Source organism: Ruegeria sp. AP12 (genome assembly GCF_056540025.1).
Map to the genome: position 1 here is coordinate 18,738 of NZ_JBQFVZ010000011.1, position 23,848 is coordinate 42,585.

Annotated in this window: 23 protein-coding genes; 17 read left to right on the forward strand and 6 right to left on the reverse strand. The window is 59.1% G+C overall.

The genetic code is table 11. The features are described 5' to 3' along the window. Window positions 1–11: 11 nt before the first annotated feature. Window positions 12–1,367, reverse strand: coding sequence for an oxygen-independent coproporphyrinogen III oxidase (gene hemN, locus ACR0E6_RS20015; protein ID WP_480586585.1), 1,356 nt, complete (start codon window positions 1,365–1,367; stop codon window positions 12–14). Window positions 1,368–1,428: 61 nt separating this feature from the next. Here hemN and fnrL point away from each other — a divergent pair, with 61 nt between their 5' ends. Continuing rightward, the gene (gene fnrL / locus ACR0E6_RS20020; protein ID WP_170524042.1) at window positions 1,429–2,172 is read left to right on the forward strand and encodes a transcriptional regulator FnrL; all 744 of its coding nucleotides are present in this window, start codon (window positions 1,429–1,431) and stop codon (window positions 2,170–2,172) included. 48 nt (window positions 2,173–2,220) lie between these two features. Here the strand turns inward: fnrL and ACR0E6_RS20025 are convergent, their stop codons facing one another. Beyond that, on the reverse strand, window positions 2,221–2,628 hold the full coding sequence (locus tag ACR0E6_RS20025; protein ID WP_480586589.1) for a hypothetical protein: 408 nt from the start codon (window positions 2,626–2,628) through the stop codon (window positions 2,221–2,223). A gap of 201 nt (window positions 2,629–2,829) precedes the next feature. Then, window positions 2,830–3,669 (reverse strand): universal stress protein, encoded by an 840-nt coding sequence (locus ACR0E6_RS20030; protein WP_480586590.1) that lies wholly within the window; start codon window positions 3,667–3,669, stop codon window positions 2,830–2,832. Window positions 3,670–3,865: 196 nt separating this feature from the next. Here ACR0E6_RS20030 and ccoN point away from each other — a divergent pair, with 196 nt between their 5' ends. From ccoN to nusG, 11 genes are all read left to right on the forward strand, one after another. Beyond that, window positions 3,866–5,473: a cytochrome-c oxidase, cbb3-type subunit I gene (gene ccoN / locus ACR0E6_RS20035; RefSeq protein ID WP_170455084.1), complete on the forward strand. Its 1,608-nt coding sequence runs from the start codon at window positions 3,866–3,868 to the stop codon at window positions 5,471–5,473. Between the two features lie 14 nt (window positions 5,474–5,487). Continuing rightward, entirely contained in the window at window positions 5,488–6,216 is a 729-nt protein-coding gene (ccoO, locus tag ACR0E6_RS20040) for a cytochrome-c oxidase, cbb3-type subunit II (RefSeq protein WP_170455081.1), read from the forward strand. A gap of 12 nt (window positions 6,217–6,228) precedes the next feature. Then, complete coding sequence (locus ACR0E6_RS20045; RefSeq protein WP_170524051.1) at window positions 6,229–6,432, forward strand: cbb3-type cytochrome c oxidase subunit 3; 204 nt, start codon at window positions 6,229–6,231, stop codon at window positions 6,430–6,432. Continuing rightward, the gene (ccoP, locus tag ACR0E6_RS20050) at window positions 6,429–7,292 is read left to right on the forward strand and encodes a cytochrome-c oxidase, cbb3-type subunit III (protein ID WP_480586594.1); all 864 of its coding nucleotides are present in this window, start codon (window positions 6,429–6,431) and stop codon (window positions 7,290–7,292) included. Before ACR0E6_RS20045 ends, ccoP begins: the two co-directional genes overlap by 4 nt. Before the next feature lie 409 nt (window positions 7,293–7,701). Further along, window positions 7,702–8,577 (forward strand): LysR family transcriptional regulator, encoded by an 876-nt coding sequence (locus tag ACR0E6_RS20055; protein WP_480586597.1) that lies wholly within the window; start codon window positions 7,702–7,704, stop codon window positions 8,575–8,577. A gap of 100 nt (window positions 8,578–8,677) precedes the next feature. Beyond that, window positions 8,678–10,111, forward strand: coding sequence for a cytochrome c oxidase accessory protein CcoG (ccoG, locus tag ACR0E6_RS20060; protein WP_480586599.1), 1,434 nt, complete (start codon window positions 8,678–8,680; stop codon window positions 10,109–10,111). Further along, a complete protein-coding gene (locus ACR0E6_RS20065) occupies window positions 10,108–10,566 on the forward strand; it encodes a FixH family protein (protein ID WP_170624520.1) in 459 nt (152 codons plus the stop codon). The genes ccoG and ACR0E6_RS20065 overlap by 4 nt, the downstream gene beginning before the upstream one ends. 4 nt (window positions 10,567–10,570) lie before the next feature. Beyond that, the gene (locus ACR0E6_RS20070; RefSeq protein WP_480586602.1) at window positions 10,571–12,748 is read left to right on the forward strand and encodes a heavy metal translocating P-type ATPase; all 2,178 of its coding nucleotides are present in this window, start codon (window positions 10,571–10,573) and stop codon (window positions 12,746–12,748) included. A gap of 7 nt (window positions 12,749–12,755) precedes the next feature. Further along, complete coding sequence (gene ccoS / locus ACR0E6_RS20075) at window positions 12,756–12,914, forward strand: cbb3-type cytochrome oxidase assembly protein CcoS (protein WP_170455067.1); 159 nt, start codon at window positions 12,756–12,758, stop codon at window positions 12,912–12,914. Window positions 12,915–13,015: 101 nt separating this feature from the next. Beyond that, a complete protein-coding gene (secE, locus tag ACR0E6_RS20080; RefSeq protein ID WP_050605011.1) occupies window positions 13,016–13,213 on the forward strand; it encodes a preprotein translocase subunit SecE in 198 nt (65 codons plus the stop codon). 189 nt (window positions 13,214–13,402) lie between these two features. Then, a complete protein-coding gene (nusG, locus tag ACR0E6_RS20085) occupies window positions 13,403–13,936 on the forward strand; it encodes a transcription termination/antitermination protein NusG (RefSeq protein WP_008758130.1) in 534 nt (177 codons plus the stop codon). A 73-nt stretch (window positions 13,937–14,009) separates the two neighbouring features. Here nusG and ACR0E6_RS20090 read toward each other — a convergent pair whose 3' ends face one another. After that, window positions 14,010–14,528 carry a trimeric intracellular cation channel family protein gene (locus ACR0E6_RS20090; protein WP_480586604.1) on the reverse strand — a complete coding sequence of 173 codons (519 nt, stop codon included), beginning with the start codon at window positions 14,526–14,528 and terminating at the stop codon, window positions 14,010–14,012. 225 nt (window positions 14,529–14,753) lie between these two features. Continuing rightward, a complete protein-coding gene (locus ACR0E6_RS20095; protein ID WP_480586607.1) occupies window positions 14,754–15,686 on the reverse strand; it encodes a hypothetical protein in 933 nt (310 codons plus the stop codon). A 215-nt stretch (window positions 15,687–15,901) separates the two neighbouring features. Between ACR0E6_RS20095 and rplK the strand changes: the two genes are divergently transcribed. Further along, window positions 15,902–16,351 carry a 50S ribosomal protein L11 gene (rplK, locus tag ACR0E6_RS20100; RefSeq protein ID WP_010440985.1) on the forward strand — a complete coding sequence of 150 codons (450 nt, stop codon included), beginning with the start codon at window positions 15,902–15,904 and terminating at the stop codon, window positions 16,349–16,351. Window position 16,352: 1 nt separating this feature from the next. Next, entirely contained in the window at window positions 16,353–17,051 is a 699-nt protein-coding gene (gene rplA, locus ACR0E6_RS20105; protein ID WP_170455063.1) for a 50S ribosomal protein L1, read from the forward strand. A 72-nt stretch (window positions 17,052–17,123) separates the two neighbouring features. Here the strand turns inward: rplA and ACR0E6_RS20110 are convergent, their stop codons facing one another. After that, window positions 17,124–18,083: a phosphotransferase family protein gene (locus ACR0E6_RS20110; RefSeq protein WP_480586609.1), complete on the reverse strand. Its 960-nt coding sequence runs from the start codon at window positions 18,081–18,083 to the stop codon at window positions 17,124–17,126. Window positions 18,084–18,484: 401 nt separating this feature from the next. On the opposite strand from ACR0E6_RS20110, the gene rplJ reads away from it, so the two are divergent. The 3 genes from rplJ (at window position 18,485) to rpoB (ending at window position 23,844) form a co-directional block, all read left to right on the forward strand. Next, the gene (rplJ, locus tag ACR0E6_RS20115) at window positions 18,485–19,003 is read left to right on the forward strand and encodes a 50S ribosomal protein L10 (protein WP_170335589.1); all 519 of its coding nucleotides are present in this window, start codon (window positions 18,485–18,487) and stop codon (window positions 19,001–19,003) included. 79 nt (window positions 19,004–19,082) lie between these two features. Beyond that, complete coding sequence (gene rplL, locus ACR0E6_RS20120) at window positions 19,083–19,457, forward strand: 50S ribosomal protein L7/L12 (RefSeq protein WP_008755409.1); 375 nt, start codon at window positions 19,083–19,085, stop codon at window positions 19,455–19,457. 250 nt (window positions 19,458–19,707) lie between these two features. Next, window positions 19,708–23,844 (forward strand): DNA-directed RNA polymerase subunit beta, encoded by a 4,137-nt coding sequence (gene rpoB / locus ACR0E6_RS20125; RefSeq protein ID WP_480586612.1) that lies wholly within the window; start codon window positions 19,708–19,710, stop codon window positions 23,842–23,844. Window positions 23,845–23,848 lie beyond the last annotated feature (4 nt).

Genomic DNA, 23,848 nt, shown 5'->3' on the forward strand with positions numbered 1-23,848 from the left:
CGGTCTTTGGGTCAGATGGCGGAACTATGCCCGGCCTTGCTGAGGTCGTAGGCATCGAAGGTCCGCGCGATCATCCGGGTCAGGGCGCGGGCTTCGGGCGGGATGAACAGCCCGTCCTCGGTGATGCGCAGCAAACCGTCAAACGCCGTATTCGCGGCGCTGTACATCGCGTTCAACTCTGTGGCGGTGATGTCGTAGTTGCGCAGAATCTCGGCCGAGTTGATCTTGAAATCGCACATCAGCGCTTCGATCAGCCGGGCGCGCAGCACATCCTGAGCTTTGAACAGATGCCCGCGCGAGGTTGAAAACCGCCCGTCGCGAACCGCCTTGGTATGCGCCGAGGTCGCCGGATTGTTCTGTGCGTAGCCCTGCGGGAAGCGCGAGATCGAACTGGCACCGACCCCAATCAAAACCTCGGCCTGATCGTCGGTATAGCCCTGGAAGTTGCGCTTTAACTGCCCCGCGTTCAAAGCCCGGGTCAGGCCGTCTTCCTGTGTTGCGAAGTGGTCGATCCCGATCTCGGCATAGTTGTCCCACATGAACAGGCGGCGGGCCGTGTCGAACAGGTCCAGCCGTTGTTCGGGCGTCGGCAGCGCGTCTGATGGAATCAGCTGCTGCCGCTTGGCCATCCACGGCACGTGGGCATAGCCATAAAGCGCCACGCGGTCCGGGCTGAGCGACAGAAGCTTCTGCACGCTTTCGGTCATGCGGGCCTTGGTCTGATGGGGCAGACCGTACAGAATATCGGCATTCAGACTGGTGATGCCGCGCGCGCGGATCATGTCGACCGCTTCGCGGGTGGTGTCATAGCTTTGAATGCGCCCGATGGTCTTTTGAATCTCATCATCGAAATCCTGCACACCGATCGAGGCGCGGTTCATGCCTGCCTCGGCCAGGGCATCCAGACGCGCATCGTCAATCTCGTTCGGGTCGATTTCGACCGAGAACTCGGCATCCGGGCCCATCGGCACAATGCCCAGGATATGCTGCGCCAGTTCGCGCATCAGGTCCGGGTTCAGCAATGTCGGCGTTCCACCGCCCCAATGCAGGCGCGACAGCACGACGCCGTCTGGCAGGCGCGCGGCCAGCAAGTCCAGCTCGGCCTTCAGAACATCCACATAGGCAATGACCGGGTTGTCCGTCTGCGTGCCTTGCGTGCGGCAGGCGCAGAACCAGCACAGCCGGCGACAGAAGGGGACGTGGATATATAGCGAGACGGCGCTTCCGGGTTTTATTGCGGAAATCCAGTCGCCATAAAGGTCAGCCCCCACGTCATTGCTGAAGTGGGGGGCGGTTGGGTAGCTCGTGTAACGCGGCACTTTCGCGTCAAATAGTCCAAGCCTTGCCAATTGTGATTTATCTATCATGACGATAACCTTATGAGGCCAACGACTTGGCTGCTTTGACAGAGATCAAGTGGGAACGCGCATGACAATTAAAGCACAGTTCGATCACGCCAATTGCGAAGACTGCCCGATTCGTCACCGGGCCGTCTGTGCACGCTGTGATACGGATGAGTTGGAAGCCCTTGAAGAGATTAAGTATTACCGCAGTTTCGAGGCGGGTCAGACGATCATTTGGTCAGGCGATCAGATGAACTTTGTCGGTTCGGTCGTGTCGGGAATCGCCTCTTTGACCCAAACGATGGAGGATGGCCGGACCCAGATGGTGGGTCTTTTGCTGCCCAGTGACTTTGTGGGACGACCGGGGCGTGACGCCGCGGCCTATGACGTTCAGGCCACCACGGACGTGGTGATGTGCTGCTTTCGCAAGAAACCGTTCGAGGATTTGATGAACGCGACGCCGCATATCGCGCATCGCCTGTTGCAGATGACATTGGACGAGCTGGACGCCGCGCGCGAGTGGATGCTGGTTCTGGGGCGCAAAACCGCGCGGGAAAAGATCGCCAGTCTTTTGTCGATCATTGCGCGTCGCGATGCCTCGATCACGCAAAAGGGGCTGTCGGGGGCGATTGTCTTTGACCTGCCTCTGACCCGCGAGGCGATGGCCGACTACCTCGGCCTGACGCTTGAGACGGTCAGCCGTCAGATTTCGGCCCTGAAAAAGGACGGGGTGATTGCGCTGGAAGGCAAACGCCACGTGACCATTCCCGACATGGGCCGATTGATGGATGAGGCCGGTGACGATTCGGATGGTGGGTTCCTGGTCTGACCAGATCAGTCACCCGCGTTGGCTAAACCTGATTGGGTTCGCTTTGGCCTAGCTGATCTTGCTGCCCGAGCCTGATGGTGTTCGACCAGCGGTTCCGGGCAGGATCATCTGCATCAGGAAGGTCAACAGGGATGCCGCAGTGGCTCCGACCGCAATCCATCCGAAGTACCACAGCTTACCTGCCAAGGCATCTTCGGCATATGAGGCGGCGAATTGGGTCTGACCGTATTTTGCAACACCAAAAGCGAACGCTGTGAGCACCACGGCAACAGCCAGCCTTGCTACCGGAACCGACACGCGTGCAAGCAGGGTTGCAAGGATCAGCCCGATTAGCGCGCCAAACAGCAGCGTTTTCTGCGACCACCATGGGTGGGCACCCAGAGGCTTGGCGACATCTGCGCCGATAAGAATGGCCAGCATGACCGCAGCGGCAAGGGTTGGGATAAAGGTGCGCATTGTGCCTCCGTCGATTTGAAACCGAGGTAGGGAGTGTCCGCGCACCACGCCAGCATCGTTTCACCGCACTAGCGGGCATGTGAAGATGCGGCAGCCCGGGTGGCAGAAGGTGCCGCGAAACGGTTGCACGTTCATGCGCGCCCGAACTCTCATCCGGTCGTACTTGACGCCGCTTTCAAAGCTCCAGCCCCTCAGCGGGGTTCAGTGGGCCAGAAAAACCGGGACGGCGGATTGTTCCAGCATGTTGCGTGTTGCACCGCCAAGGATCGCTTCGCGAAAGCGGGAATGGCCATATGCCCCCATGACGATCATGTCGGATTCCGTATCCATCGCGTGCCGGTTCAGAATGTCCGAGACGCGGGTCATTGTCTTGCTCAGCACCTCGATCTCGCATTTGACGCCGTGCCGCGCCAGCATCTGGGACAGCATCCCGCCGGGATCGGACCGGTCAGGCCCGTGCCGCGGCGGGTCGATGACCACGATACGGGCCACATCAGCCGCCTTGAGGAAGGGCAGGGCGCGGCGCACGGCGCGCATCGCCTCGATGCTTTCGTTCCACGCGATCATGATGCGCTTGGGCACCGACATCGGACGGGCGGTATTCGGGACGACCAGCACAGGCGCGTGGCCTTCGAACATGGCGGCTTCGATAATCGGTTCGGCCTCGGCGCCGCGATCCTCACCGTACGGATGCGGCAACACGACCAGATCCGAAAACCGCGCCCGATGTGCCACATGGCGGCCAATATCTGCGATCTGGGCCACACCGCTTTCGGCTGACCAGCGGGCCCCGGTTTTGCGCAGATACTCCTTAGCGAAGGCCAGCAACTCATCCGCTTCGGCATTGGCCCGGCTAAGCGTTTCCTGAAGGATCAACGCATTTGCCCCGGCATAGTAATAGCCTGTCTGACTGCGATCGACGCCCAGACACAGGGCCTCGGCATGACCATCCTGCGCTTCGGCCAGTGCCGCCAACTGGGCAAGCGCGGCCTGTGCGCCCTGTGTTTCGGTCATGATTGTGAGAAGAGATTTATACGCCATGTCGACCTCTTGACTTGGGGTCAACGGTCCCCTGCGACCAGATAACCCATTCATAGAGGTATGCGTGTCATAGAAAACGGGTGTCTGTCTTGACTCAGATCAAAGCAGCCCAGGCTGCAATTCTTCAATACAGCAAACAGTCAAAAAGGTTCTGCGCGGCACGCAAATTGCGCGGGGCACGGTAAAGGGACGCAATATGTCGAATTACATCAAGCTGATCGTGCTTGGTCTGGTCGTGGTATTTGCCGCGATCGGGTCCAATTATGCACGCGATTTGGCGTATCAGGTGCATGCGATTCTGGTGATGGTCATCGCCGGCGGTCTGTTCATCTGGACGCTTCGAAACACGGATGAGCCAGATATTCTCACTGATCGCTCGGGCGAATACATGGATGACGTGATCCGCTACGGCGTGATCGCAACCGCCTTTTGGGGCGTGGTCGGGTTCCTTGCAGGGACCTTTATTGCGTTCCAGCTGGCCTTTCCGACGCTCAATTTCGAATGGGCGCAGGGATACCTGAACTTCGGGCGGCTGCGTCCGCTGCACACCTCGGCGGTGATTTTTGCCTTTGGCGGCAACGCGTTGATCGCAACCTCGTTCTATGTGGTTCAGCGTACCAGCGCCGCGCGGCTTTGGGGTGGAAACCTCGCGTGGTTCGTGTTCTGGGGCTACCAGTTGTTCATCGTGCTGGCTGCCACCGGGTACGTTCTGGGCGGAACCCAGTCCAAGGAATATGCCGAGCCGGAATGGTATGTTGACCTGTGGCTGACCGTCGTCTGGGTCGCTTATCTGGCGGTCTATCTGGGCACGATCATCAAGCGGAAAGAGCCCCATATCTACGTGGCAAACTGGTTCTACCTGGCCTTCATCGTCACCGTCGCCATGCTGCACCTGGTCAACAACATGACCATCCCGGTCAGCATCTGGGGTTCGAAATCGGTCATCGTCTGGTCGGGCGTGCAAGACGCCATGATCCAGTGGTGGTACGGCCACAACGCCGTGGGCTTTTTCCTGACTGCGGGCTTCCTGGGCATGATGTACTACTTCATCCCGAAGCAGGCCGAACGTCCGGTGTTCAGCTACAAGCTGTCGATCATCCACTTCTGGGCGCTGATCTTCCTGTATATCTGGGCCGGTCCGCACCACCTGCACTATACCGCGCTGCCCGACTGGGCCTCGACGCTGGGCATGGTGTTCTCGGTGATCCTGTGGATGCCGTCCTGGGGTGGCATGATCAACGGCCTGATGACCCTGTCGGGCGCGTGGGACAAGCTGCGCACCGACCCGGTGATCCGGATGATGGTGATCTCGGTCGGCTTCTACGGCATGTCCACCTTTGAAGGTCCGATGATGTCGATCCGCGCGGTTAACTCGCTGAGCCACTACACCGACTGGACCATTGGTCACGTGCATTCCGGCGCGCTGGGCTGGAACGGCATGATCACATTCGGTGCGCTGTACTTCCTGGTGCCTGTCCTGTGGAAGCGCGAGCGTCTCTACTCGCTGCAAATGGTCAGCTGGCACTTCTGGCTCGCCACCATCGGCATCGTGCTCTACGCCGCGTCGATGTGGGTGACCGGTATCATGGAAGGCCTGATGTGGCGCGAAGTGGATGCCAACGGCTTCCTGGTGAACTCGTTCGCCGACACCGTGGCGGCCAAGTTCCCGATGTACGTGGTGCGCGGTCTGGGTGGGGTCATGTTCCTCGCTGGGTCGGTGATCATGTGCTACAACCTGTGGATGACTGTGCGGAAAGCGCCGGCCCGTGAGGCCAGCCTGACCGTCGCGGTCCCGGCTGAATAAGGAGGGCCGGAGCAATGGCAATTCTCGACAAACATAAGATCCTCGAGACCAACGCGACCCTCCTGCTGATCTTCAGCTTTCTGGTCGTGACCATCGGTGGCATCGTACAGATCGCACCTCTGTTCTATCTTGAGAACACCATCGAGAAGGTGGAGGGCATGCGCCCTTACACCCCACTCGAAATGGCGGGACGCGAGATCTATCTGCGCGAAGGCTGCTATGTCTGCCACAGCCAGATGATCCGCCCGATGCGGGACGAGGTCGAACGTTATGGCCACTACTCGCTGGCGGCTGAATCGATGTATGACCACCCGTTCCAGTGGGGGTCCAAGCGTACCGGGCCTGATCTGGCCCGTGTCGGTGGCCGTTACTCGGACGACTGGCATGTGCGCCACCTGCGCGATGCGCAATCGGTGGTGCCGGAATCCGTGATGCCGAAATATGGCTTCCTGGAACGTCGCAAGATCGACGGTGAATATATCGGCGACATCATGGCGGCAAACGCCGTGGTCGGCACGCCCTACACCGAAGAAATGCTGGAAAACGCCGTGGCCGACTTCCGCGCGCAGGCCGATCCGGACAGCGACTATGACGGGCTGCTGGAGCGTTATGGCGACAAGGTCAATGTGCGCAACTTCGACGGTCAGTCCGATCTGACCGAGGCCGATGCGCTGATTGCCTATCTGCAGATGCTGGGCACGCTGGTCGATTTCTCGACCTTCACCCCGGCAGCCAGCCGATAACAGGAGGGTATGATGGAAGAATATACACTCTTACGGCAATTCGCGGATAGCTGGATGCTGCTGCTGCTGTTCACCTTCTTTCTTGGCATCGTGGTTTGGGTTTTCCGCCCCGGTGCCAGCAAGGAATACAAGGACACCGCCAACATCCCGTTCCGGCACACCGATGCCCCCGCCCAGCAAGACAAACCCGCCACACCCAAGGAGGCGCGGCCATGAGCAAGACACCTGAAAAACAGCCGGGCGATCCGAATACAACCGGCCATAGCTGGGACGGGATCGAGGAATTCGACAACCCGATGCCCCGCTGGTGGTTGTGGACCTTCTACGCCACGATCTTCTGGGGCGTGATCTACACCATCATGTATCCGGCCTGGCCGCTTGTGCAATCGGCAACGGCGGGTGTGACGGGCTGGTCATCGCGCGCTGAGGTGCAAAAGGAACTGGTCGCGTTTGAAGAGGCCAACGCGCCTTTGAACGCCCAATTGGTGGATACGCCGCTCGACGATATCTCGAAGGATGCTGAGCTTCAGCAATATGCCGTCAACGCGGGCAGCGCCGTGTTCCGGACCTGGTGCGCGCAGTGCCATGGTTCGGGTGCGCAGGGCGCGCCGGGCTTCCCGAACCTGCTGGATGACGCATGGCTGTGGGGCGGCACGATGGAGGATATCCATTTTACCGTCAGCTATGGCATCCGGAACGAAGAAAGCGACGATGCGCGCTATTCCGAGATGCCGGCCTTTGGTGAGATCCTCGAGAAGGAAGAGATCACCCAGGTGGTTCAGTACGTCATGTCGCTGACCAACGCGCAGACCGACGATGCGGCTGCACAGGCGGGCAAGGTTGTGTTCGAAGACAACTGTGCGGCCTGTCACGGCGAAAACGGTCAAGGCGACATGTTCCAGGGCGCTCCGAACCTGACGGATGCGATCTGGCTGTACGGCGGCAGCGAAGAGGCGCTGATCGAGACCGTGACCTATAGCCGTTTTGGCGTGATGCCGAACTGGGATACCCGCCTGACCGAGGCGCAGATCCGCGCCGTATCCGCTTACGTCCACCAGTTGGGCGGGGGTCAGTAAGCGCAAAAGAATACCTGCGGGCGGTTCGCTGCCCACAGGTCCCGGCACCGGCTGTTCCATCTGTTCGCGCGTTTCCTGAACAGCCGGTGCCTATTTCAGGTCTGAGGACAGGACTGCCCCGTGGGCAGATGTGTCAGAACCCTGCTTGTGTCTTTCTGAACCGATCTGGGCGCGTGTTTCGACAAAGGATGACCCACCGGCGGCAAGGCGATCAGCTTTGGCTTCGCCTCTGAGTGCGCGGCAGGTGTAGTTGCCGGTTGGTGCAGTCTGGTCGCGTTCAATATCGCTTTGGCATAAATCGAGAGCATGGGTTCCCTCCTGTCGCTGTGTTGCGGATAACAACAAGATTGTGTTCTCCGGCAAAAAATGCGAACCAATTAGCGTTCCAAAATGTAAGCAGGGATTACACGTGAATTGGCTGAAGCTACCCCCGCTGGCCTCATTAAGGGCCTTTTCTGCCTTTGCAGATAGGGGCGGCGTCGTTCAGGCTGGCGAGGCATTGAATGTTAGCCATGCTGCCATAAGTCAGCAATTGCGCGCGCTTGAGAAACACATGGGCGTCGCGTTGGTTCAGCGTGACGGCAAATCCCTGACCTTGACCGCCGAAGGCGAACAGCTGGCTCGCGCCCTGCATCTGGGTTTTGAATCCATCGGCACCGTTGTGGAAGAGCTTATGAAATCGGGCGAGGCGCGTCCGGTGCACGTATCGCTGACCTCAAGTTTTGCGGCGTCGTGGCTGATGCCGCGTCTACCGGCGTTTCAGGCCGAATACCCACAGATCAACCTGGCGATTGACCCATCGCCGCATCTGGTTGCCTTGACGCCCGGAGGCGTCGATGTCGCGATCCGCTACGGGGCGGGCGGATGGTCGGGTGTCGAGTCCGAGATGTTGCTGGAAACACCCTTTGTCGTTGTCGCTGCCCCCGGCCTGTTGGGGGGCAAAACCAGCTGGACTCCGGAAGAACTGGCCCATTTGCCCTGGCTGGAGGAGTTGGGCACAACCGAGGCATCCACATGGCTTGCCAAGCGTGGTGTGACTCATCCGCCTTTGGCCGGGCGTATGTCTTTGCCCGGAAACCTGCTGCTGGATGGGCTGCGTGCCGGTCAGGGTGTCACCGCAACGGTGCGACATTTCGTCGAAAACGACATCCGCGCCGGGCGTCTGATCGAGCTGTATGCCGAGCCGGACCCCAGCGGATACCATGTTTTAACTGCAAAAACGCCGCTTAGGCCGGCTGTGAAGACATTTGTGACCTGGTTGAAGCGGCAATCTGGTAGCATGTGATAAAAGATGTTTGTTCGATGCGCGTTTTGACCCATGTCAAAGTTTGCGCGGACATGATCTGGAAGAAGACGCTAGCAGAAGACCCATTTGGAGCCAGCCAGTGAGCGATTCCGATCCCGCCCCCAGCTTGTATGCCGCGCGCGAGCCGATTTTCCCAAGACGCGTATCCGGCCCGTTTCGGAACCTGAAATGGATCATCCTGATTGTCACGCTGGGTATCTACTATGTGACCCCGTGGATCAGATGGGATCGCGGGCCCAGCCTGCCGGATCAGGCGGTGCTGCTGGATCTGGCCAACCGGCGGTTTTATTTCTTCTGGATCGAGATCTGGCCGCATGAGTTTTACTTTGTGGCCGGGCTTTTGATCATGGCCGGTCTTGGGTTGTTCCTGTTCACCTCGGCCCTTGGTCGCGTCTGGTGCGGTTATGCCTGCCCGCAAACGGTCTGGACCGACTTGTTCATTCTGGTCGAGCGCTGGATCGAAGGGGATCGAAACGCGCGATTGCGCCTACACCGGCAGAAAAAAATGGACTTCCGTAAGGCGCGGCTGCGGCTGACGAAGTGGACGGCCTGGTTCCTGATCGGCCTCGCAACCGGCGGGGCCTGGGTGTTCTACTTCGCCGACGCGCCCACATTGCTGCGCGATCTGGTCACCGGCAATGCGCACCCCGTGGCCTACACGACCGTGCTGATCCTGACAGGTACAACCTTCCTGTTTGGCGGTTTTGCCCGTGAACAAATCTGCATCTATGCCTGCCCCTGGCCGCGCATTCAGGCCGCGATGATGGACGAAGACACTCTGGTCGTCGGCTACCGCGAATGGCGGGGTGAGCCGCGCGGTAAAGGCAAACGCACTGCCGATTCCGAGTTGGGCGATTGCATCGACTGCATGGCCTGCGTGAATGTCTGCCCCGTGGGGATCGACATCCGGGATGGCCAGCAGTTGGAATGCATCACCTGTGCGCTGTGCATCGACGCCTGTGATGACATGATGGCCAAGATCGGCAAACCGCGTGGGTTGATCGACTATATGGCGCTGAGCGATGAGGCCAACGAACGCTCGGGTAAGCCGCCCAAGAATGTGTGGAAGCACATCCTGCGGTTCCGGACGATCATGTATACGGCGCTGTGGTCACTGGTTGGGTTCGCATTGCTGTTCGCGCTGTTCATCCGGTCCGATATTGATCTGACGGTTGCACCTGTTCGCAACCCGACCTTCGTGACCTTGTCCGACGGCACCATCCGGAACACCTATGATGTGCGTCTGCGCAACAAACACGGCGAAGACCGCCTGTTCAGCCTGTCGCTTGCCGGTGATCCGTCGATGCGATTGGAGATTGAAGGCACAAACCTGCATACTGTGAATGTCACGGCCGACACAGCACAGTTGGTGCGCGTGTACATCACCGCCTCTCGCGATGCTGGCCCAGCGGGAGCGGAAACGACGCCGGTTCGGATTTGGGTCGAAGACATCACCAGCGGCGAGCGCGCCTACAAAGACACCACGTTCAATGGCCGAGGGAACGGATCATGACAGAGCGCAAATTCACCGGGAAACACGCTTTGGCGGTTTTCGTCGGCGCCTTTGGGGTGATTATCGCCGTGAACCTGCTGCTGGCCTATAACGCGGTGAAAACCTTTCCGGGGCTCGAGGTTAAGAACTCTTACGTCGCCAGCCAGGAATTCAATGAGCGGTTGAAGGAACAACAGGCGCTGGGCTGGGAGGTCCGGGCCGAGACCAAGGGTGGCTTGCTAATCCTGCACATTACCGATGCCACGGGTGCCCCGGTTCAGGTGGCCGAATTGCAGGCGGTCGTGGGTCGCGCGACCCATGTAAAGGATGATTTCTCGCCGGATTTTACCTTTGACGGTATCGCCTATGCGACGCCTGCGACGCTGGGCAAGGGGAATTGGAATATCCGCCTTGTGGCACGCGATCATGCAGGGGCCGAGTTCACACAGCGCGTACCACTTTATGTGAAAGGTTAACGGAGTGACGGCGCAAATCACATCCGGAACGGCGGCTTGCCCGGGGTGCATTGCGACCCCGGCAGAACCAGCGCGCCCAATCCCCGAGGATGTTCAGATTGCGCTGTCCTTGCCGGGCATCCACTGCTCGGCCTGTATTGCGAATGTCGAACGCGCATTGAACGCGCATCCGGGTGTCGAGGATGCGCGGGTCAACCTGACCCTGAAACGCGCCATGATCAAAGCCGCGCCCGAGACGCGGGCGGCGGAGCTGATCCCGGTGCTGGAACGCGCCGGGTATGAGGCGCATGAGCTGGATCCGGCTGCCCTGTCCGCAACCAGCGCGGATAAGGCGGGTCGGGATTTGCTGATGCGGCTGGCGGTGGCCGGTTTCGCCTCGATGAACGTGATGTTGTTGTCGGTTTCGGTCTGGTCAGGGGCGGCGGACGCGACGCGCGACATGTTCCATTGGATTTCAGCCGCCATTGCCTTGCCTGCCATTGCCTTTTCGGCGCAGCCGTTCTTTACCAATGCCTGGTCGGCCTTGCGGGTTCGTCGCCTGAATATGGACGTACCGATTGTGCTGGCCATCCTGTTGGCTTTGATGACGTCCCTTTGGGAAACGGCCCTGAGCGGTGAACATGCCTATTTCGACGCTGCTCTGACCCTGACCTTCTTCCTGTTGGCCGGGCGGTATCTGGATTACCGGACCCGCGCCGCCGCACGGTCCGCGGCCGAGGAACTGACCGCTCTTGAGGTGCCGCGCGCCATCCGCGTGATCGACGGGGTCGAGGAAGAGGTTGCCGTGTCAGCCCTGACCGTGGGCGATCTGATCCTTGTGCGGCCCGGTGGGCGCATGCCGGTGGACGGCCAGATCATCTCGGGCCGGTCCGAACTGGACCGGTCTTTGCTGACCGGAGAAACCCTGCCGGTCTTTGCCGACGCAGGCCAGAGCGTCAGCGCGGGTGAGGTCAACCTGACCGGCCCGCTGACCATCCGCGCCACGGCGGTGGGCGAAGATACCTCACTCCACCGGATGGCCGATCTGGTTGCGATCGCGGAATCCGGGCGGTCCCGGTACACGTCGCTGGCGGATAAGGCAGCCAAGCTTTACGCGCCGGGCGTTCACATTCTGTCGGCACTCAGCTTCGTTGGTTGGTACATCTATTCCGGCGATCTGCGCACCGCGTTGAACATCGCGGCGGCGGTGTTGATCATCACCTGCCCCTGCGCCTTGGGGCTGGCTGTGCCTGCGGTGACGACAGCCGCCTCGGGGCGGTTGTTCCGCAAGGGGATGCTGATCAAACACGCCACCGCTCTGGAACGTCTGGCCGAGGTCGATACGGTCGTGTTCGACAAGACTGGTACGCTGACCTCCGGCGCGCCGGAACTGACCAATCTGGGCGACCATTCCCGCGCTGACCTGGAAATTGCGTTGGCCTTGGCCGAGGCATCAGGCCACCCGCTTTCGGTCGCATTGGCGCAGGCGGCGCGTGCCGCCGGGGTCAAACCTGCCGCAGTGAAAGAAATCGTCGAAGTACCCGGATATGGCACAGAAGGCCTGTATCGCGATCAGCGTGTCCGATTGGGCCGCGCGGCCTGGGTTGGCGGGGCGCAAGGGGCTCAGACCTCGGCCTGGCTTTCCGTCGGATCAAACCCACCCGTGCCCTTCACATTCTCGGACGCCCTGCGCCCCGGCGCAGCAGAAGCGGTCGAGGCGTTTGCGCGGTCGGGCAAGCAGATCATCCTGATCTCGGGTGATTCCAAAGGTGCCGTTCAGGCCTTGGCCGATAAGCTGGGTATCGAAAACTGGATTGCCGAGGCGCTGCCTCAGGACAAAGCGGCGCGCATTCAGGAGCTCAGCGATCAGGGAGGGCATGTCCTGATGGTGGGCGATGGTCTGAATGACACGGCGGCGCTGGCTGCAGCGCATGTCTCGATCTCTCCGGCCTCGGCATTGGATGCGGCTCGGGTCGCCTCGGATATCGTTCTGCTGGGCACCGATCTGTCGCCCATTGCGGACGCTTGCGACACCGCCGTCAAAGCCACCAAACGGATTCGCGAAAACTTTCGCATTGCCACCGTGTATAACGTGATCGCCGTCCCGCTGGCGGTGATCGGGCTGGCAACGCCCCTGATCGCGGCCTTGGCGATGTCGACCTCGTCCATTACCGTGTCCCTGAACGCCCTTCGGCTGAGGTAACCCAAGAATGGAAGTACTGGCCTATCTGATCCCGATTTCCCTGTTTCTGGGGGGTGTTGGCCTAGTCGCGTTTGTCTACACCGTCCGTTCGAACCAGTATGAAGATCCCGAAGGCGACGCCCGTCGAATTCTCAGCGATGAATGGGACGATAAGCCCAAGCCGTAACCGGGTCGCATCGCCCAGGCAGAGTTGATCCGAACCGCCCTTGAAATTGCCGCAATGCCCGGCTATGTCCGGCCTATCCGCTAGCAGAGAGATCAAGCCACATGGCCACCACCAACCCGATCCAGTTCATTCAGCAAGTCCGTGCCGAAGTCTCCAAGGTCGTCTGGCCGACCCGGCGTGAGGTGCTGTTGACCACGGTCATGGTGTTCATCATGGCGGCGCTGACGGCTGTGTTTTTCGCTCTGGTCGATCTGGGTATTCGCGGCGGCTTGCAACTGATCCTGGGCGCGTTCAGCTAAGCCGGTCCGGGCGGGCGGAAACGCCACTGCCCCCTTGCACAGCACGGCGTGTCAGAGTAGGTGACATGACTATTCGGAATGGGCGTGCGGCGAATCAGGTTGCGCGCCGCTTTTTATTCCGGGTCACGCGATAGAATTTCAATGAAGGGCGCTTGCACCGCCCTGACGGCAAACAAGGACGACAGGTTCATGGCGAAACGGTGGTACTCGGTCAGCGTTCTTTCGAATTTCGAAAAGAAGATCGCAGAGCAGATCCGCACGTCGGTGGCTGAACAGGGCCTTGAGGACGATATCGACGAGGTTCTGGTGCCCACCGAAGAGGTGATCGAGGTGCGCCGGGGCAAGAAAGTCACGACCGAACGCCGTTTCATGCCCGGCTACGTTTTGGTGCATATGGAAATGTCCGATCAGGGCTATCACCTGATCAACTCGATCAACCGCGTCACCGGTTTCCTGGGCCCGCAGGGCCGCCCGATGCCCATGCGCGACGCCGAGGTGAACCAGATCCTCAACCGCGTTCAGGAAGGCGAAGAAGCGCCCAAGCTGATGATCAGCTTTGAGGTGGGTGAAAAGGTCAAGGTCAACGACGGCCCGTTCGAGGATTTCGACGGCATGGTCGAAGGCGTGGACGACGAAGCACAGAAACTGAAGGTCTCGGTCTCGATCTTTGGTCGGGAAACGCCGGTGGAACTGGATTTCACTCAGGTTACGAAGCAGAGCTAACCGGGCCCGCAACGAATTGTATAACGCCGCGACGCTTGGGCTCGCGGCGTTTTGTTTGTGAACCAAGCGGTCTTTAGCTGCGTTTGGTCTGAACCATCACCCAGTCGGGCAATCGCAGGTCCCAGTGAATGACGGCGGCCCGCATGGCGAATATCAAGGTTGCGCAGACGACGCCTGACACGGTCGAGTGTTCCGGAACCAGAGACAGCAGCAGGACATAAAGGGCGCATCCGACGGATACCGGAAACGCATAGATATCCCGGCTCATGAGCAATGTGGGTTGCCCGGCCAGCACGTCGCGTATGATGCCGCCGCCAACCGCCGTAACCACCCCGAGGATCACCGGCCCGACCGGCAATCCGAACCCCAACCCCCAGGCCTTGTTTGCGCCCTGAATTGCAAACAGCGCCACGCCGAGGCCATCGGTATATAGCATGAGGCGGTAAACAGACTCCTGCCGGGCAAATCTGTAGGCATAGACGGTCACAAGACTGGCGATGAGCGCCACCCAGATGTAGTTCGGATCCATCGACCAGAACACCGGCGCATCCAGCACCATGTCGCGAATTGTGCCGCCGCCAATTGCGGTCACGATCCCCAAAACTCAGGCGCTGTATATGTCGATGCCCCGCGGGGCGACCGCCAGCACGGCGGTGATTGCAAAGGCCGCCATGCCGACCAGGCCGATCAGGTATTGAAAGTCCATGACCACGTGTCCGTTGTTTATTGTTCTCAGGTGCCCGGAATGGCGCGTCAGGTGGGTACCGCAGCATTTGCTTTGGTGCCGAGTGAGTAGCAAAAGTGCTTTGGGTGCAAGTCAGTTCTCTATCGAGGGTTTCTTCTTTGCAGCCTCGAACATTTCGTCAATCACTGCCAATAAGCGCGGCACTTCTTCGAATGCTTCCAGAGAGAGGGGGCATCCGTATGAAGAGCCGCCCGGATTACAAGATTCCACTCTGGGTATTGTCATCCATTTGAGAGTGATGTGCGGCTGTGTCCCACCAGTCGCTTCCTTCAATGAAACTGTTGCAAATGTGCACAATGAGTCACACATGCCTAGAATATGCCTATCATTGATCAATGGGCGTTTTGACAACAGTCGTAAATCTCTTCCTCCTTTCTCATTTGGCTCACCAGAATAGAGAAGCCAAAAATCGTCGTTGAAAGACGGTTGATCAGCGCGGATGACCGCTTGGATTGAAGGTGTTTCGTCGACCTCAAAATCAAGCCAGCGGCCGATCTTGTTGTGGCCGTAAGGGTGATCATGAGAATTGAAATTTGCTATGGTTGAAAGCATTCGATGGCCCCGACTATCGCGAAGAATTTCTGGAATGCCTGCGGCAAGTTCATAGAACGCCAGAAGATAGTGACAGCAGTTGGAGACTTTGAACCTGCCGCCGTCTGAGAAAGAGCGTCTGGTGTTGTTCTCTTCGTCCAGTTCGACATACCTGCCTGGCAAAAGTCCACCGGTGAAAGTGGGTGGTTTTTCGGTCATCAAGCCAATTGTCGGGAAATAGTACAGATCCGGCCCCAATTTGTAGGTAATGTAACCAACAGGAAATTGAGCGCAGTCTTCGACGGCGCATAGCTCTTGCCATTCACGTCGGAGTTTCTGAATTCTCTGTTCTTTCGCAGCTTCCTCCTGTTCTGACCTTGCTTTAAGGCCGAAATGTATGCTTGCCCCAAACAGGACAAGCCACAGCAAGAAAAGCCCGCCTATGAGTTTTAGAATGCGCTGCGCAATGTTCATTTGGATGATTTTTTAAATTCGACTTTTACTCACTGTAATTCCAGTACGCTGCGAAGCAATGCTCTTGCCAACCCCACCATTCCCCTATAAACGCCGCCTCTATCGTCTTCGGGCGAGATTCTCTCGTGGGAGGTTGCTGGGATCGCGATCCCGGATCGGACCACGCAACATAATCTGGGTGGAACGCGTTTCACCTTAGTTGAAAGGAAAACCAAATGGCCAAGAAGCTTGCTGGTACAATGAAGCTGCAGGTTCCTGCAGGTCAGGCGAACCCGTCGCCGCCAGTTGGCCCCGCTCTGGGTCAGCGCGGCATCAACATCATGGAATTCTGCAAGGCGTTCAACGCCAAGACCGCAGACATGGAGCCCGGCGCTCCGTGCCCGACCGTGATCACCTATTATCAGGACAAGTCCTTCACCATGGACATCAAGACGCCTCCCGCGTCTTACTACCTGAAAAAAGCGGCTGGCCTGAAGCCGGTTGGCAAGCGTAACCGCCCCCGCGGTGCGGAAAACCCCGGTCGTGAGACTGTGGCAACCGTGACCTCGAAGCAGGTTCGTGAAATCGCCGAAGCCAAAATGAAAGATCTGAACGCCAACGACGTCGAAGGCGCAATGCAGATCATCCTGGGCTCGGCCCGCTCTATGGGCATCGAGGTGAAGTAAGATGGCAAAACTCGGTAAACGTACCCGCGCTGCGCGCGAAGCTGTCGCCGGCAAGGAAAACCTGTCGGTTGAAGATGCGGTTGCTCTGGTCAAGGGCAATGCAACCTCGAAATTCGACGAGACCATCGAGATCGCGATGAACCTGGGCGTTGACACCCGTCACGCGGACCAGATGGTTCGTGGCGTTGTCGGCCTGCCGAACGGCACCGGCAAAGCGATGCGTGTTGCAGTTTTTGCGCGCGGCCCGAAAGCTGACGAAGCGAAAGAAGCAGGCGCAGATATCGTTGGCGCAGAGGACCTGATGGAAACCATTCAGGGCGGCACCATCGAATTCGATCGCTGCATCGCCACCCCGGACATGATGCCGATCGTCGGTCGTCTGGGTAAGGTTCTGGGCCCCCGCAACCTGATGCCGAACCCCAAGGTCGGCACCGTGACCATGGATGTGAAAGCAGCCGTGGAAGCAGCCAAGGGCGGTGAAGTTCAGTTCAAGGCGGAAAAAGGCGGCGTTGTGCACGCCGGTGTTGGCAAAGCGTCGTTTGACGAAGCCAAGCTGGTCGAAAACGTCCGTGCCTTCATCTCGGCCGTAGCCAAAGCTAAACCGTCGGGTGCCAAAGGCACCTACATGAAGAAAATCGCGCTGAGCTCGACCATGGGCCCGGGCGTGACTCTGGACGTGGCGGCTGCTGCGGGCGAATAAGCCCCGGCTTTCAGTCACTAGAAAATGGACCCGGGTCGTGCGAACGGCCCGGGTTTTTCTTTGCCTCAGGCGTTACAGAAAGATTTGACGTAAGCGGGTTTCCAGGCGGTCGCGCTTGCGCTCCTCAAACTGGCTGCACATGAAATCCGGCCGCCACAGGCGCAGCCAGTCTTTCAGCAGGCGACCGCGCAGGCAGCAATCCAGGATCTCCATGTCGATAGGGTGGCGGTAGAGTTTGAAGAACATTTGTTTGTTGGTTTTCAGGATGCCGCTTCGGTCAACCTCGGGCTTGGGGCCGTCCCGGAATATGTCCGCTTTCAGGAAATCCACGATATCATAGACGGCCAGCTTGTCCCGTGCTTCGGTGAAATCCAGCCCGATAGTGGTGCCTTGACCCATGATCAGGTTCAGGCCGTGGAAATCTCCGTGCGAGAACACGCGCAGGTCGGGCCGGTTTCGAAGGCGTGCGGCTTCGGCCAAGAAAGCCTCGACCATGGGCTGGCTGATCCGGGCGATATCGGGGGGAACGAGTGTTGACAGTTCGCGGATGTTGTCGGTCATCCAGCGCGGTCGGAACGCGTAGTCGGTCGGCTTCTGGATGCTGTGCAGGTGATGCAGCCACGACCCGCTGCGGCGGTAGATCTGGGCAACCTGTTTATCGTCGGTGCTGTTGTAGATCACATCGACGGCGGTGGGGCGGTCGACATATTCGGTGACCATGAACGCGCCGCCGGGCGACAGGAATACCGGGCGGACCACGCGGGCGGTCTCGTGCCGTCGGAAATGATCGTGCACGCGGGTCAGCACCTGGAATTCGTTGGGCAGCCGTCCGGATTCGGGTGAGATGGTGTCGATCTTCAGCGCATAGTTCTGCGACGGTGTTTCGACCTTCATCACAAAGCGCGAACCGGGGAAGCCATGTGATCGGTAGACGCTGTGAAGCCCGGTGATGCGGTCGCGCAGGTGATCGCGCGCAAATTCGTTGGCAAACTCGCGGGCCATGTCGTATTCGGAAATCGTAAGTGTTGGCATGGTCTCGCAAATCTGCGTCTGAATTTCTGTGCCCCGGCGGCGGGTCTGACAAGACAAGAGCGGTGCAATCGTGTCAATGGTTCGCCCGAACCGGACATACGGGCGATAGATCGCTGGTACGTGCAATTTAGCCCTTGGAAACCGGACCTGTCTGCCCTAAGTAGACCTGCGGAATAAAGCGTGCGATTCGTCGTGCGCTTTCTTTCGTTTCGTCCAAGACGGTGGGTGGTGCCAATCGGCCCCTTAATTCCCTGCCTGAGACGGGTAAGACCAAAGAATTCTGAGGGTCCCACCCTCGGGCGCGTTTTGGCCAATCCCGTAATAACGGACCTGAACGCCGGAGCGAAAGCTGCGGCAAATATGAGCCGGGGTGAGGTATCGCCCCTAACTTGGAGAGAACTGTGGATAGAGCCCAGAAAGAGAAAGTGGTCGAGGAACTCGGCCAAATCTTCGAAAGCTCTGGCGTCGTAGTGGTTGCTCACTACGCCGGTCTGACAGTTGCCGAGATGCAGGACCTTCGCGCACGTGCTCGTGACGCGGGTGGTGCCGTGCGTGTTGCCAAGAACAGGCTCGCCAAAATCGCCCTTGAGGGTAAGCCGTGTGAAAGCATGGCCGACCTGCTGACAGGGATGACCGTTCTGACCTATTCCGAGGACCCCGTGGCAGCAGCCAAGGTGGCCGAGGACTTCGCCAAGGATAACAAGAATTTTGAGATTCTTGGTGGTGCAATGGGTGAGAACGCTCTGGACCGCAAAGGCGTCGAAACAGTTTCGAAAATGCCGTCTCGCGAGGAGCTTATTGCTTCGATCGTGGGCTGCATTGGCGCACCTGCTTCGAACATCGCCGGCGCGATTGGCGCACCTGCAAGCAACATCGCAAGCATCCTTTCCACCATCGAAGAGAAGGCGGAAGCTGCGTAAGCGGTTGGCACTGAATGATCTGCGTAGGGGAAACCCCCTGACGTTGGAACACACACTGTAAACGGAAAGAGCTGATAAAATGGCTGATCTGAAAGCACTCGCAGAAAGCATCGTGGGTCTGACCCTGCTGGAAGCACAAGAACTGAAAACCATCCTCAAAGACGAATATGGCATCGAGCCCGCAGCTGGCGGCGCAGTTGTCATGGCAGCCGGTGGCGACGCCGGTGGCGCAGCTGAGGAAGAGAAAACCGAATTCGACGTCGTTCTGAAGAACGCCGGCGCTTCGAAAATCAACGTGATCAAAGAAGTTCGCGGCATCACCGGTCTGGGCCTGAAAGAAGCCAAGGAACTGGTCGAAGCTGGCGGCAAGATCAAAGAAGGCGTTGACAAGGCAGAAGCCGAAGAAGTCAAAGCCAAGCTGGAAGCAGCTGGCGCCGAGGTCGAGCTGGCCTAAGCCTGCTTACCGGTGCATCGCTGATGCGCCTGAAATTTTGGCTGGGTCCGGAGAAATCCGGGTCCAGCCGAACCTGTCTTAGAAAGGGCCTCAATCATGGGGGCGTTTTCTAAGACACGGTTTTCGGATCGGGAGGCCGCCTTCGGGACGGTGGCCATGAATTGATCCGGACGTGTTGTCTCGATTGTGCAAGATGCCGGGGCCCGACGGTGTCTTTGCCCGCTGAGAACATCGAAAGGTGACATCTGACATGGCTCAAACGTTCCTTGGCCAGAAACGTCTTCGTAAATATTACGGCAAAATCCGCGAAGTGCTGGAAATGCCGAACCTCATTGAGGTTCAGAAATCTTCTTATGATCTTTTCCTGCGCTCCGGCGATGCAGAGCAGCCCACCGACGGCGAAGGCATCAAAGGCGTGTTCCAGTCGGTTTTCCCGATCAAGGATTTCAACGAAACCTCCGTTCTGGAGTTCGTGAAATACGATCTGGAAAAGCCGAAATACGACGTCGAAGAGTGCATGCAGCGCGACATGACCTACAGCGCGCCGCTGAAGGTTACTCTGCGTCTGATCGTGTTTGATGTCGATGAGGACACCGGCGCGAAATCGGTCAAAGACATCAAGGAACAGGACGTGTTCATGGGCGATATGCCCCTGATGACACCGAACGGGACGTTCATCGTGAACGGCACCGAGCGTGTGATCGTGTCCCAGATGCACCGCTCGCCCGGTGTGTTCTTTGACCACGACAAGGGCAAGACCCATTCCTCGGGCAAGCTGCTGTTTGCCTGCCGCATCATCCCGTATCGCGGCAGCTGGCTGGACTTTGAGTTCGACGCCAAGGACATCGTGTTCGCCCGTATCGACCGTCGCCGTAAGCTGCCTGTGACGACCCTGCTTTATGCGCTGGGTCTGGACCAGGAAGCGATCATGGACGCGTATTACAACACCGTGTCCTACAAGCTGGACAAGAAGAAGGGTTGGGTCACGCCGTTCTTCCCCGAGCGTGTACGCGGCACCCGTCCGACCTATGATCTGGTTGACGCCAAATCCGGTGAAGTGATTGCCGAAGCAGGCAAGAAGGTCACCCCGCGCGCGGTCAAGAAGCTGATCGACGAAGGCACCGTTACCGACCTGCTGGTTCCGTTCGATCACATCGTTGGCAAATATGTCGCCAAGGACATCATCAACGAAGAAACCGGTGCGATCTATGTTGAAGCTGGTGACGAGCTGACGCTGGAATACGACAAGGACGGCGACCTGATCGGTGGCACCGCGAAAGAGCTGATCGACGCGGGTATCACCGACATTCCGGTTCTGGACATCGACAACGTCAATGTTGGTCCGTACATGCGCAACACTATGGCGCAGGACAAGAACATGAACCGCGAAAGCGCGCTCATGGACATTTACCGCGTCATGCGTCCGGGTGAGCCGCCGACCGTCGAGGCTGCGTCCGCTCTGTTCGACACCCTGTTCTTCGACAGCGAACGCTATGACCTGTCCGCCGTTGGCCGCGTGAAGATGAACATGCGTCTGGCTCTGGACGCGCCGGACACCCTGCGCACCCTGCGTCGCGAAGACATCGTGGCCTGCATCAAGGCGCTGGTTGAGCTGCGTGACGGCAAAGGCGACGTGGACGATATCGACCACCTCGGCAACCGTCGTGTGCGTTCGGTCGGCGAACTGATGGAAAACCAGTACCGCGTTGGCCTGCTGCGCATGGAGCGCGCGATCAAAGAGCGTATGTCGTCGGTCGAGATTGACACCGTCATGCCGCAGGATCTGATCAACGCGAAACCGGCTGCGGCTGCTGTTCGTGAATTCTTTGGCTCGTCGCAGCTGTCGCAGTTCATGGACCAGACCAACCCGCTGTCGGAAGTCACCCACAAACGCCGCCTCTCGGCGCTTGGCCCCGGTGGTCTGACGCGTGAGCGCGCAGGCTTTGAGGTGCGCGACGTACACCCGACCCACTATGGTCGGATGTGCCCGATTGAAACGCCCGAAGGTCCGAACATCGGTCTGATCAACTCGCTGGCCACTTTTGCCCGCGTGAACAAGTATGGCTTCATCGAAACACCCTACCGCGTCGTCAAAGACGCCGAGGTGACCGATGAGGTTCACTACATGTCCGCGACCGAGGAAATGCGTCACACCGTGGCGCAGGCGAACGCGACCTTGGACGCTGATGGCAAGTTCATCAACGATCTGGTGTCGACCCGCCAGGCCGGTGACTACACCCTTGCCCCGCGTGAGAATGTGGACCTGATCGACGTGTCGCCGAAGCAGCTGGTCTCGGTCGCTGCATCGCTGATCCCGTTCCTTGAAAATGATGACGCCAACCGCGCTCTGATGGGCTCGAACATGCAACGTCAGGCGGTTCCGCTGCTGCGCGCCGAAGCGCCGCTGGTCGGCACCGGGATCGAGGAAAAGGTTGCGATCGACTCGGGTGCTGCGATTCAGGCGAAACGCGCCGGTATCATCGACCAGGTCGATGCCCAGCGTATCGTTATCCGCGCCACCGAAGATCTGGAACTGGGCGACGCTGGCGTTGACATCTATCGTCTGCGCAAATTCCAGCGGTCGAACCAGAACACCTGCATCAACCAGCGTCCGCTGATCAAGGTGGGTGACACCGTCCAGAAGGGCGAGGTTATTGCCGACGGTCCGTCGACCGATATGGGTGAACTGGCCCTTGGTAAGAACGTGGTCGTCGCGTTCATGCCGTGGAACGGTTACAACTACGAAGACTCTATCCTGATCTCGGAGCGTATCGCGCGTGACGACGTCTTTACCTCGGTCCATATCGAGGAATTTGAAGTCGCCGCCCGTGACACCAAGCTGGGCCCGGAAGAGATCACCCGCGACATCCCCAACGTCGGTGAAGAAGCGCTGCGCAACCTCGACGAGGCCGGCATCGTTTACATCGGCGCGGATGTTGAGCCGGGCGATATTCTGGTCGGCAAGATCACTCCGAAGGGCGAAAGCCCGATGACCCCGGAAGAAAAGCTGCTGCGCGCCATCTTTGGTGAAAAAGCATCTGACGTGCGCGACACATCGCTGCGCGTGAAGCCGGGCGATTACGGTACGGTCGTTGAGGTCCGCGTTTTCAACCGTCACGGCGTCGAAAAAGACGAGCGTGCGCTGCAGATCGAGCGTGAGGAAGTCGAACGTCTGGCCCGTGACCGGGACGACGAGCTGGCGATCCTTGACCGCAACATCTATGCGCGTCTGCAGGGCCTGATCCTGGGCAAAACCGCTGTCAAAGGCCCGAAAGGCGTCAAGGCAGGGTCGGTGATCACCGAAGATCTGCTGGAAACCCTGACCCGTGGTCAGTGGTGGCAGCTGGCGCTGGAAGGCGAGCAGGACGCACAGATCGTTGAGGCTCTGAACGAGCAGTACGAAGTGCAGAAACGCGCTCTGGACGCTCGTTTCGAAGACAAGGTCGAGAAAGTCCGTCGTGGCGACGACCTGCCGCCGGGTGTGATGAAGATGGTCAAAGTCTTCATCGCCGTGAAGCGTAAGCTGCAGCCGGGCGACAAGATGGCCGGTCGTCACGGGAACAAAGGTGTGATCTCCAAGGTTGTTCCGATGGAAGACATGCCGTTCCTAGCCGATGGTACTCCGGTAGACTTCTGTCTGAACCCGCTGGGTGTGCCTTCGCGTATGAACGTAGGTCAGATCCTTGAAACCCATATGGGTTGGGCCGCGCGCGGTCTGGGTCTGAACATCGATGAGGCTCTGGGTGAATATCGCCGGTCCGGCGATCTGACCCCGGTGCGCGAAGCGATGAAGCTGGCCTATTGCGAAGATGTCTACGAAGAAGGCATCACCGGTCTGGACGAGGATGGCCTGATCGAAGCTGCGGGTAACGTGACCCGCGGTGTTCCGATCGCAACCCCGGTCTTCGACGGCGCCAAGGAAGCAGACGTCAACGATGCGCTGGTGCGTGCGGGCTTCTCGGAAAGCGGTCAGTCGGTTCTGTTCGACGGTCGTACCGGTGAGCAATTCGCGCGTCCGGTCACCGTGGGCATCAAGTACCTGCTGAAACTGCACCACCTGGTGGATGACAAAATCCACGCGCGTTCAACCGGGCCGTACAGCCTGGTGACCCAGCAGCCGCTGGGTGGTAAGGCGCAGTTCGGTGGTCAGCGCTTTGGTGAGATGGAAGTCTGGGCTCTGGAAGCTTACGGCGCCGCCTACACCCTGCAGGAGATGCTGACGGTGAAATCGGATGACGTCGCTGGCCGGACCAAGGTCTATGAGTCGATCGTCAAGGGCGAGGATAACTTTGAAGCGGGCGTACCGGAATCGTTCAACGTTCTGGTGAAAGAAGTCCGTGGCCTCGGCCTGAATATGGAACTCCTGGATGCGGAGGTTGAGGAGTAAGGGC

What these genes read in the sequence shown, in the direction of transcription:
- rplK (WP_010440985.1), top strand. Translation starts at nt 15,902, where the DNA reads ATGGCCAAGAAGCTTGCTGGTACAATGAAGCTGCAGGTTCCTGCAGGT.
- ACR0E6_RS20045 (WP_170524051.1), top strand. Translation starts at nt 6,229, where the DNA reads ATGGAAGAATATACACTCTTACGGCAATTCGCGGATAGCTGGATGCTG.
- ACR0E6_RS20095 (WP_480586607.1), bottom strand. Translation starts at nt 15,686, where the DNA reads ATGAACATTGCGCAGCGCATTCTAAAACTCATAGGCGGGCTTTTCTTG.
- ccoO (WP_170455081.1), top strand. Translation starts at nt 5,488, where the DNA reads ATGGCAATTCTCGACAAACATAAGATCCTCGAGACCAACGCGACCCTC.
- ACR0E6_RS20030 (WP_480586590.1), bottom strand. Translation starts at nt 3,669, where the DNA reads ATGGCGTATAAATCTCTTCTCACAATCATGACCGAAACACAGGGCGCA.
- nusG (WP_008758130.1), top strand. Translation starts at nt 13,403, where the DNA reads ATGGCGAAACGGTGGTACTCGGTCAGCGTTCTTTCGAATTTCGAAAAG.
- ccoN (WP_170455084.1), top strand. Translation starts at nt 3,866, where the DNA reads ATGTCGAATTACATCAAGCTGATCGTGCTTGGTCTGGTCGTGGTATTT.
- ccoP (WP_480586594.1), top strand. Translation starts at nt 6,429, where the DNA reads ATGAGCAAGACACCTGAAAAACAGCCGGGCGATCCGAATACAACCGGC.
- hemN (WP_480586585.1), bottom strand. Translation starts at nt 1,367, where the DNA reads ATGATAGATAAATCACAATTGGCAAGGCTTGGACTATTTGACGCGAAA.
- ccoS (WP_170455067.1), top strand. Translation starts at nt 12,756, where the DNA reads ATGGAAGTACTGGCCTATCTGATCCCGATTTCCCTGTTTCTGGGGGGT.
- rpoB (WP_480586612.1), top strand. Translation starts at nt 19,708, where the DNA reads ATGGCTCAAACGTTCCTTGGCCAGAAACGTCTTCGTAAATATTACGGC.
- ACR0E6_RS20065 (WP_170624520.1), top strand. Translation starts at nt 10,108, where the DNA reads ATGACAGAGCGCAAATTCACCGGGAAACACGCTTTGGCGGTTTTCGTC.
- rplL (WP_008755409.1), top strand. Translation starts at nt 19,083, where the DNA reads ATGGCTGATCTGAAAGCACTCGCAGAAAGCATCGTGGGTCTGACCCTG.
- secE (WP_050605011.1), top strand. Translation starts at nt 13,016, where the DNA reads ATGGCCACCACCAACCCGATCCAGTTCATTCAGCAAGTCCGTGCCGAA.
- ACR0E6_RS20110 (WP_480586609.1), bottom strand. Translation starts at nt 18,083, where the DNA reads ATGCCAACACTTACGATTTCCGAATACGACATGGCCCGCGAGTTTGCC.
- ACR0E6_RS20025 (WP_480586589.1), bottom strand. Translation starts at nt 2,628, where the DNA reads ATGCGCACCTTTATCCCAACCCTTGCCGCTGCGGTCATGCTGGCCATT.
- fnrL (WP_170524042.1), top strand. Translation starts at nt 1,429, where the DNA reads ATGACAATTAAAGCACAGTTCGATCACGCCAATTGCGAAGACTGCCCG.
- rplA (WP_170455063.1), top strand. Translation starts at nt 16,353, where the DNA reads ATGGCAAAACTCGGTAAACGTACCCGCGCTGCGCGCGAAGCTGTCGCC.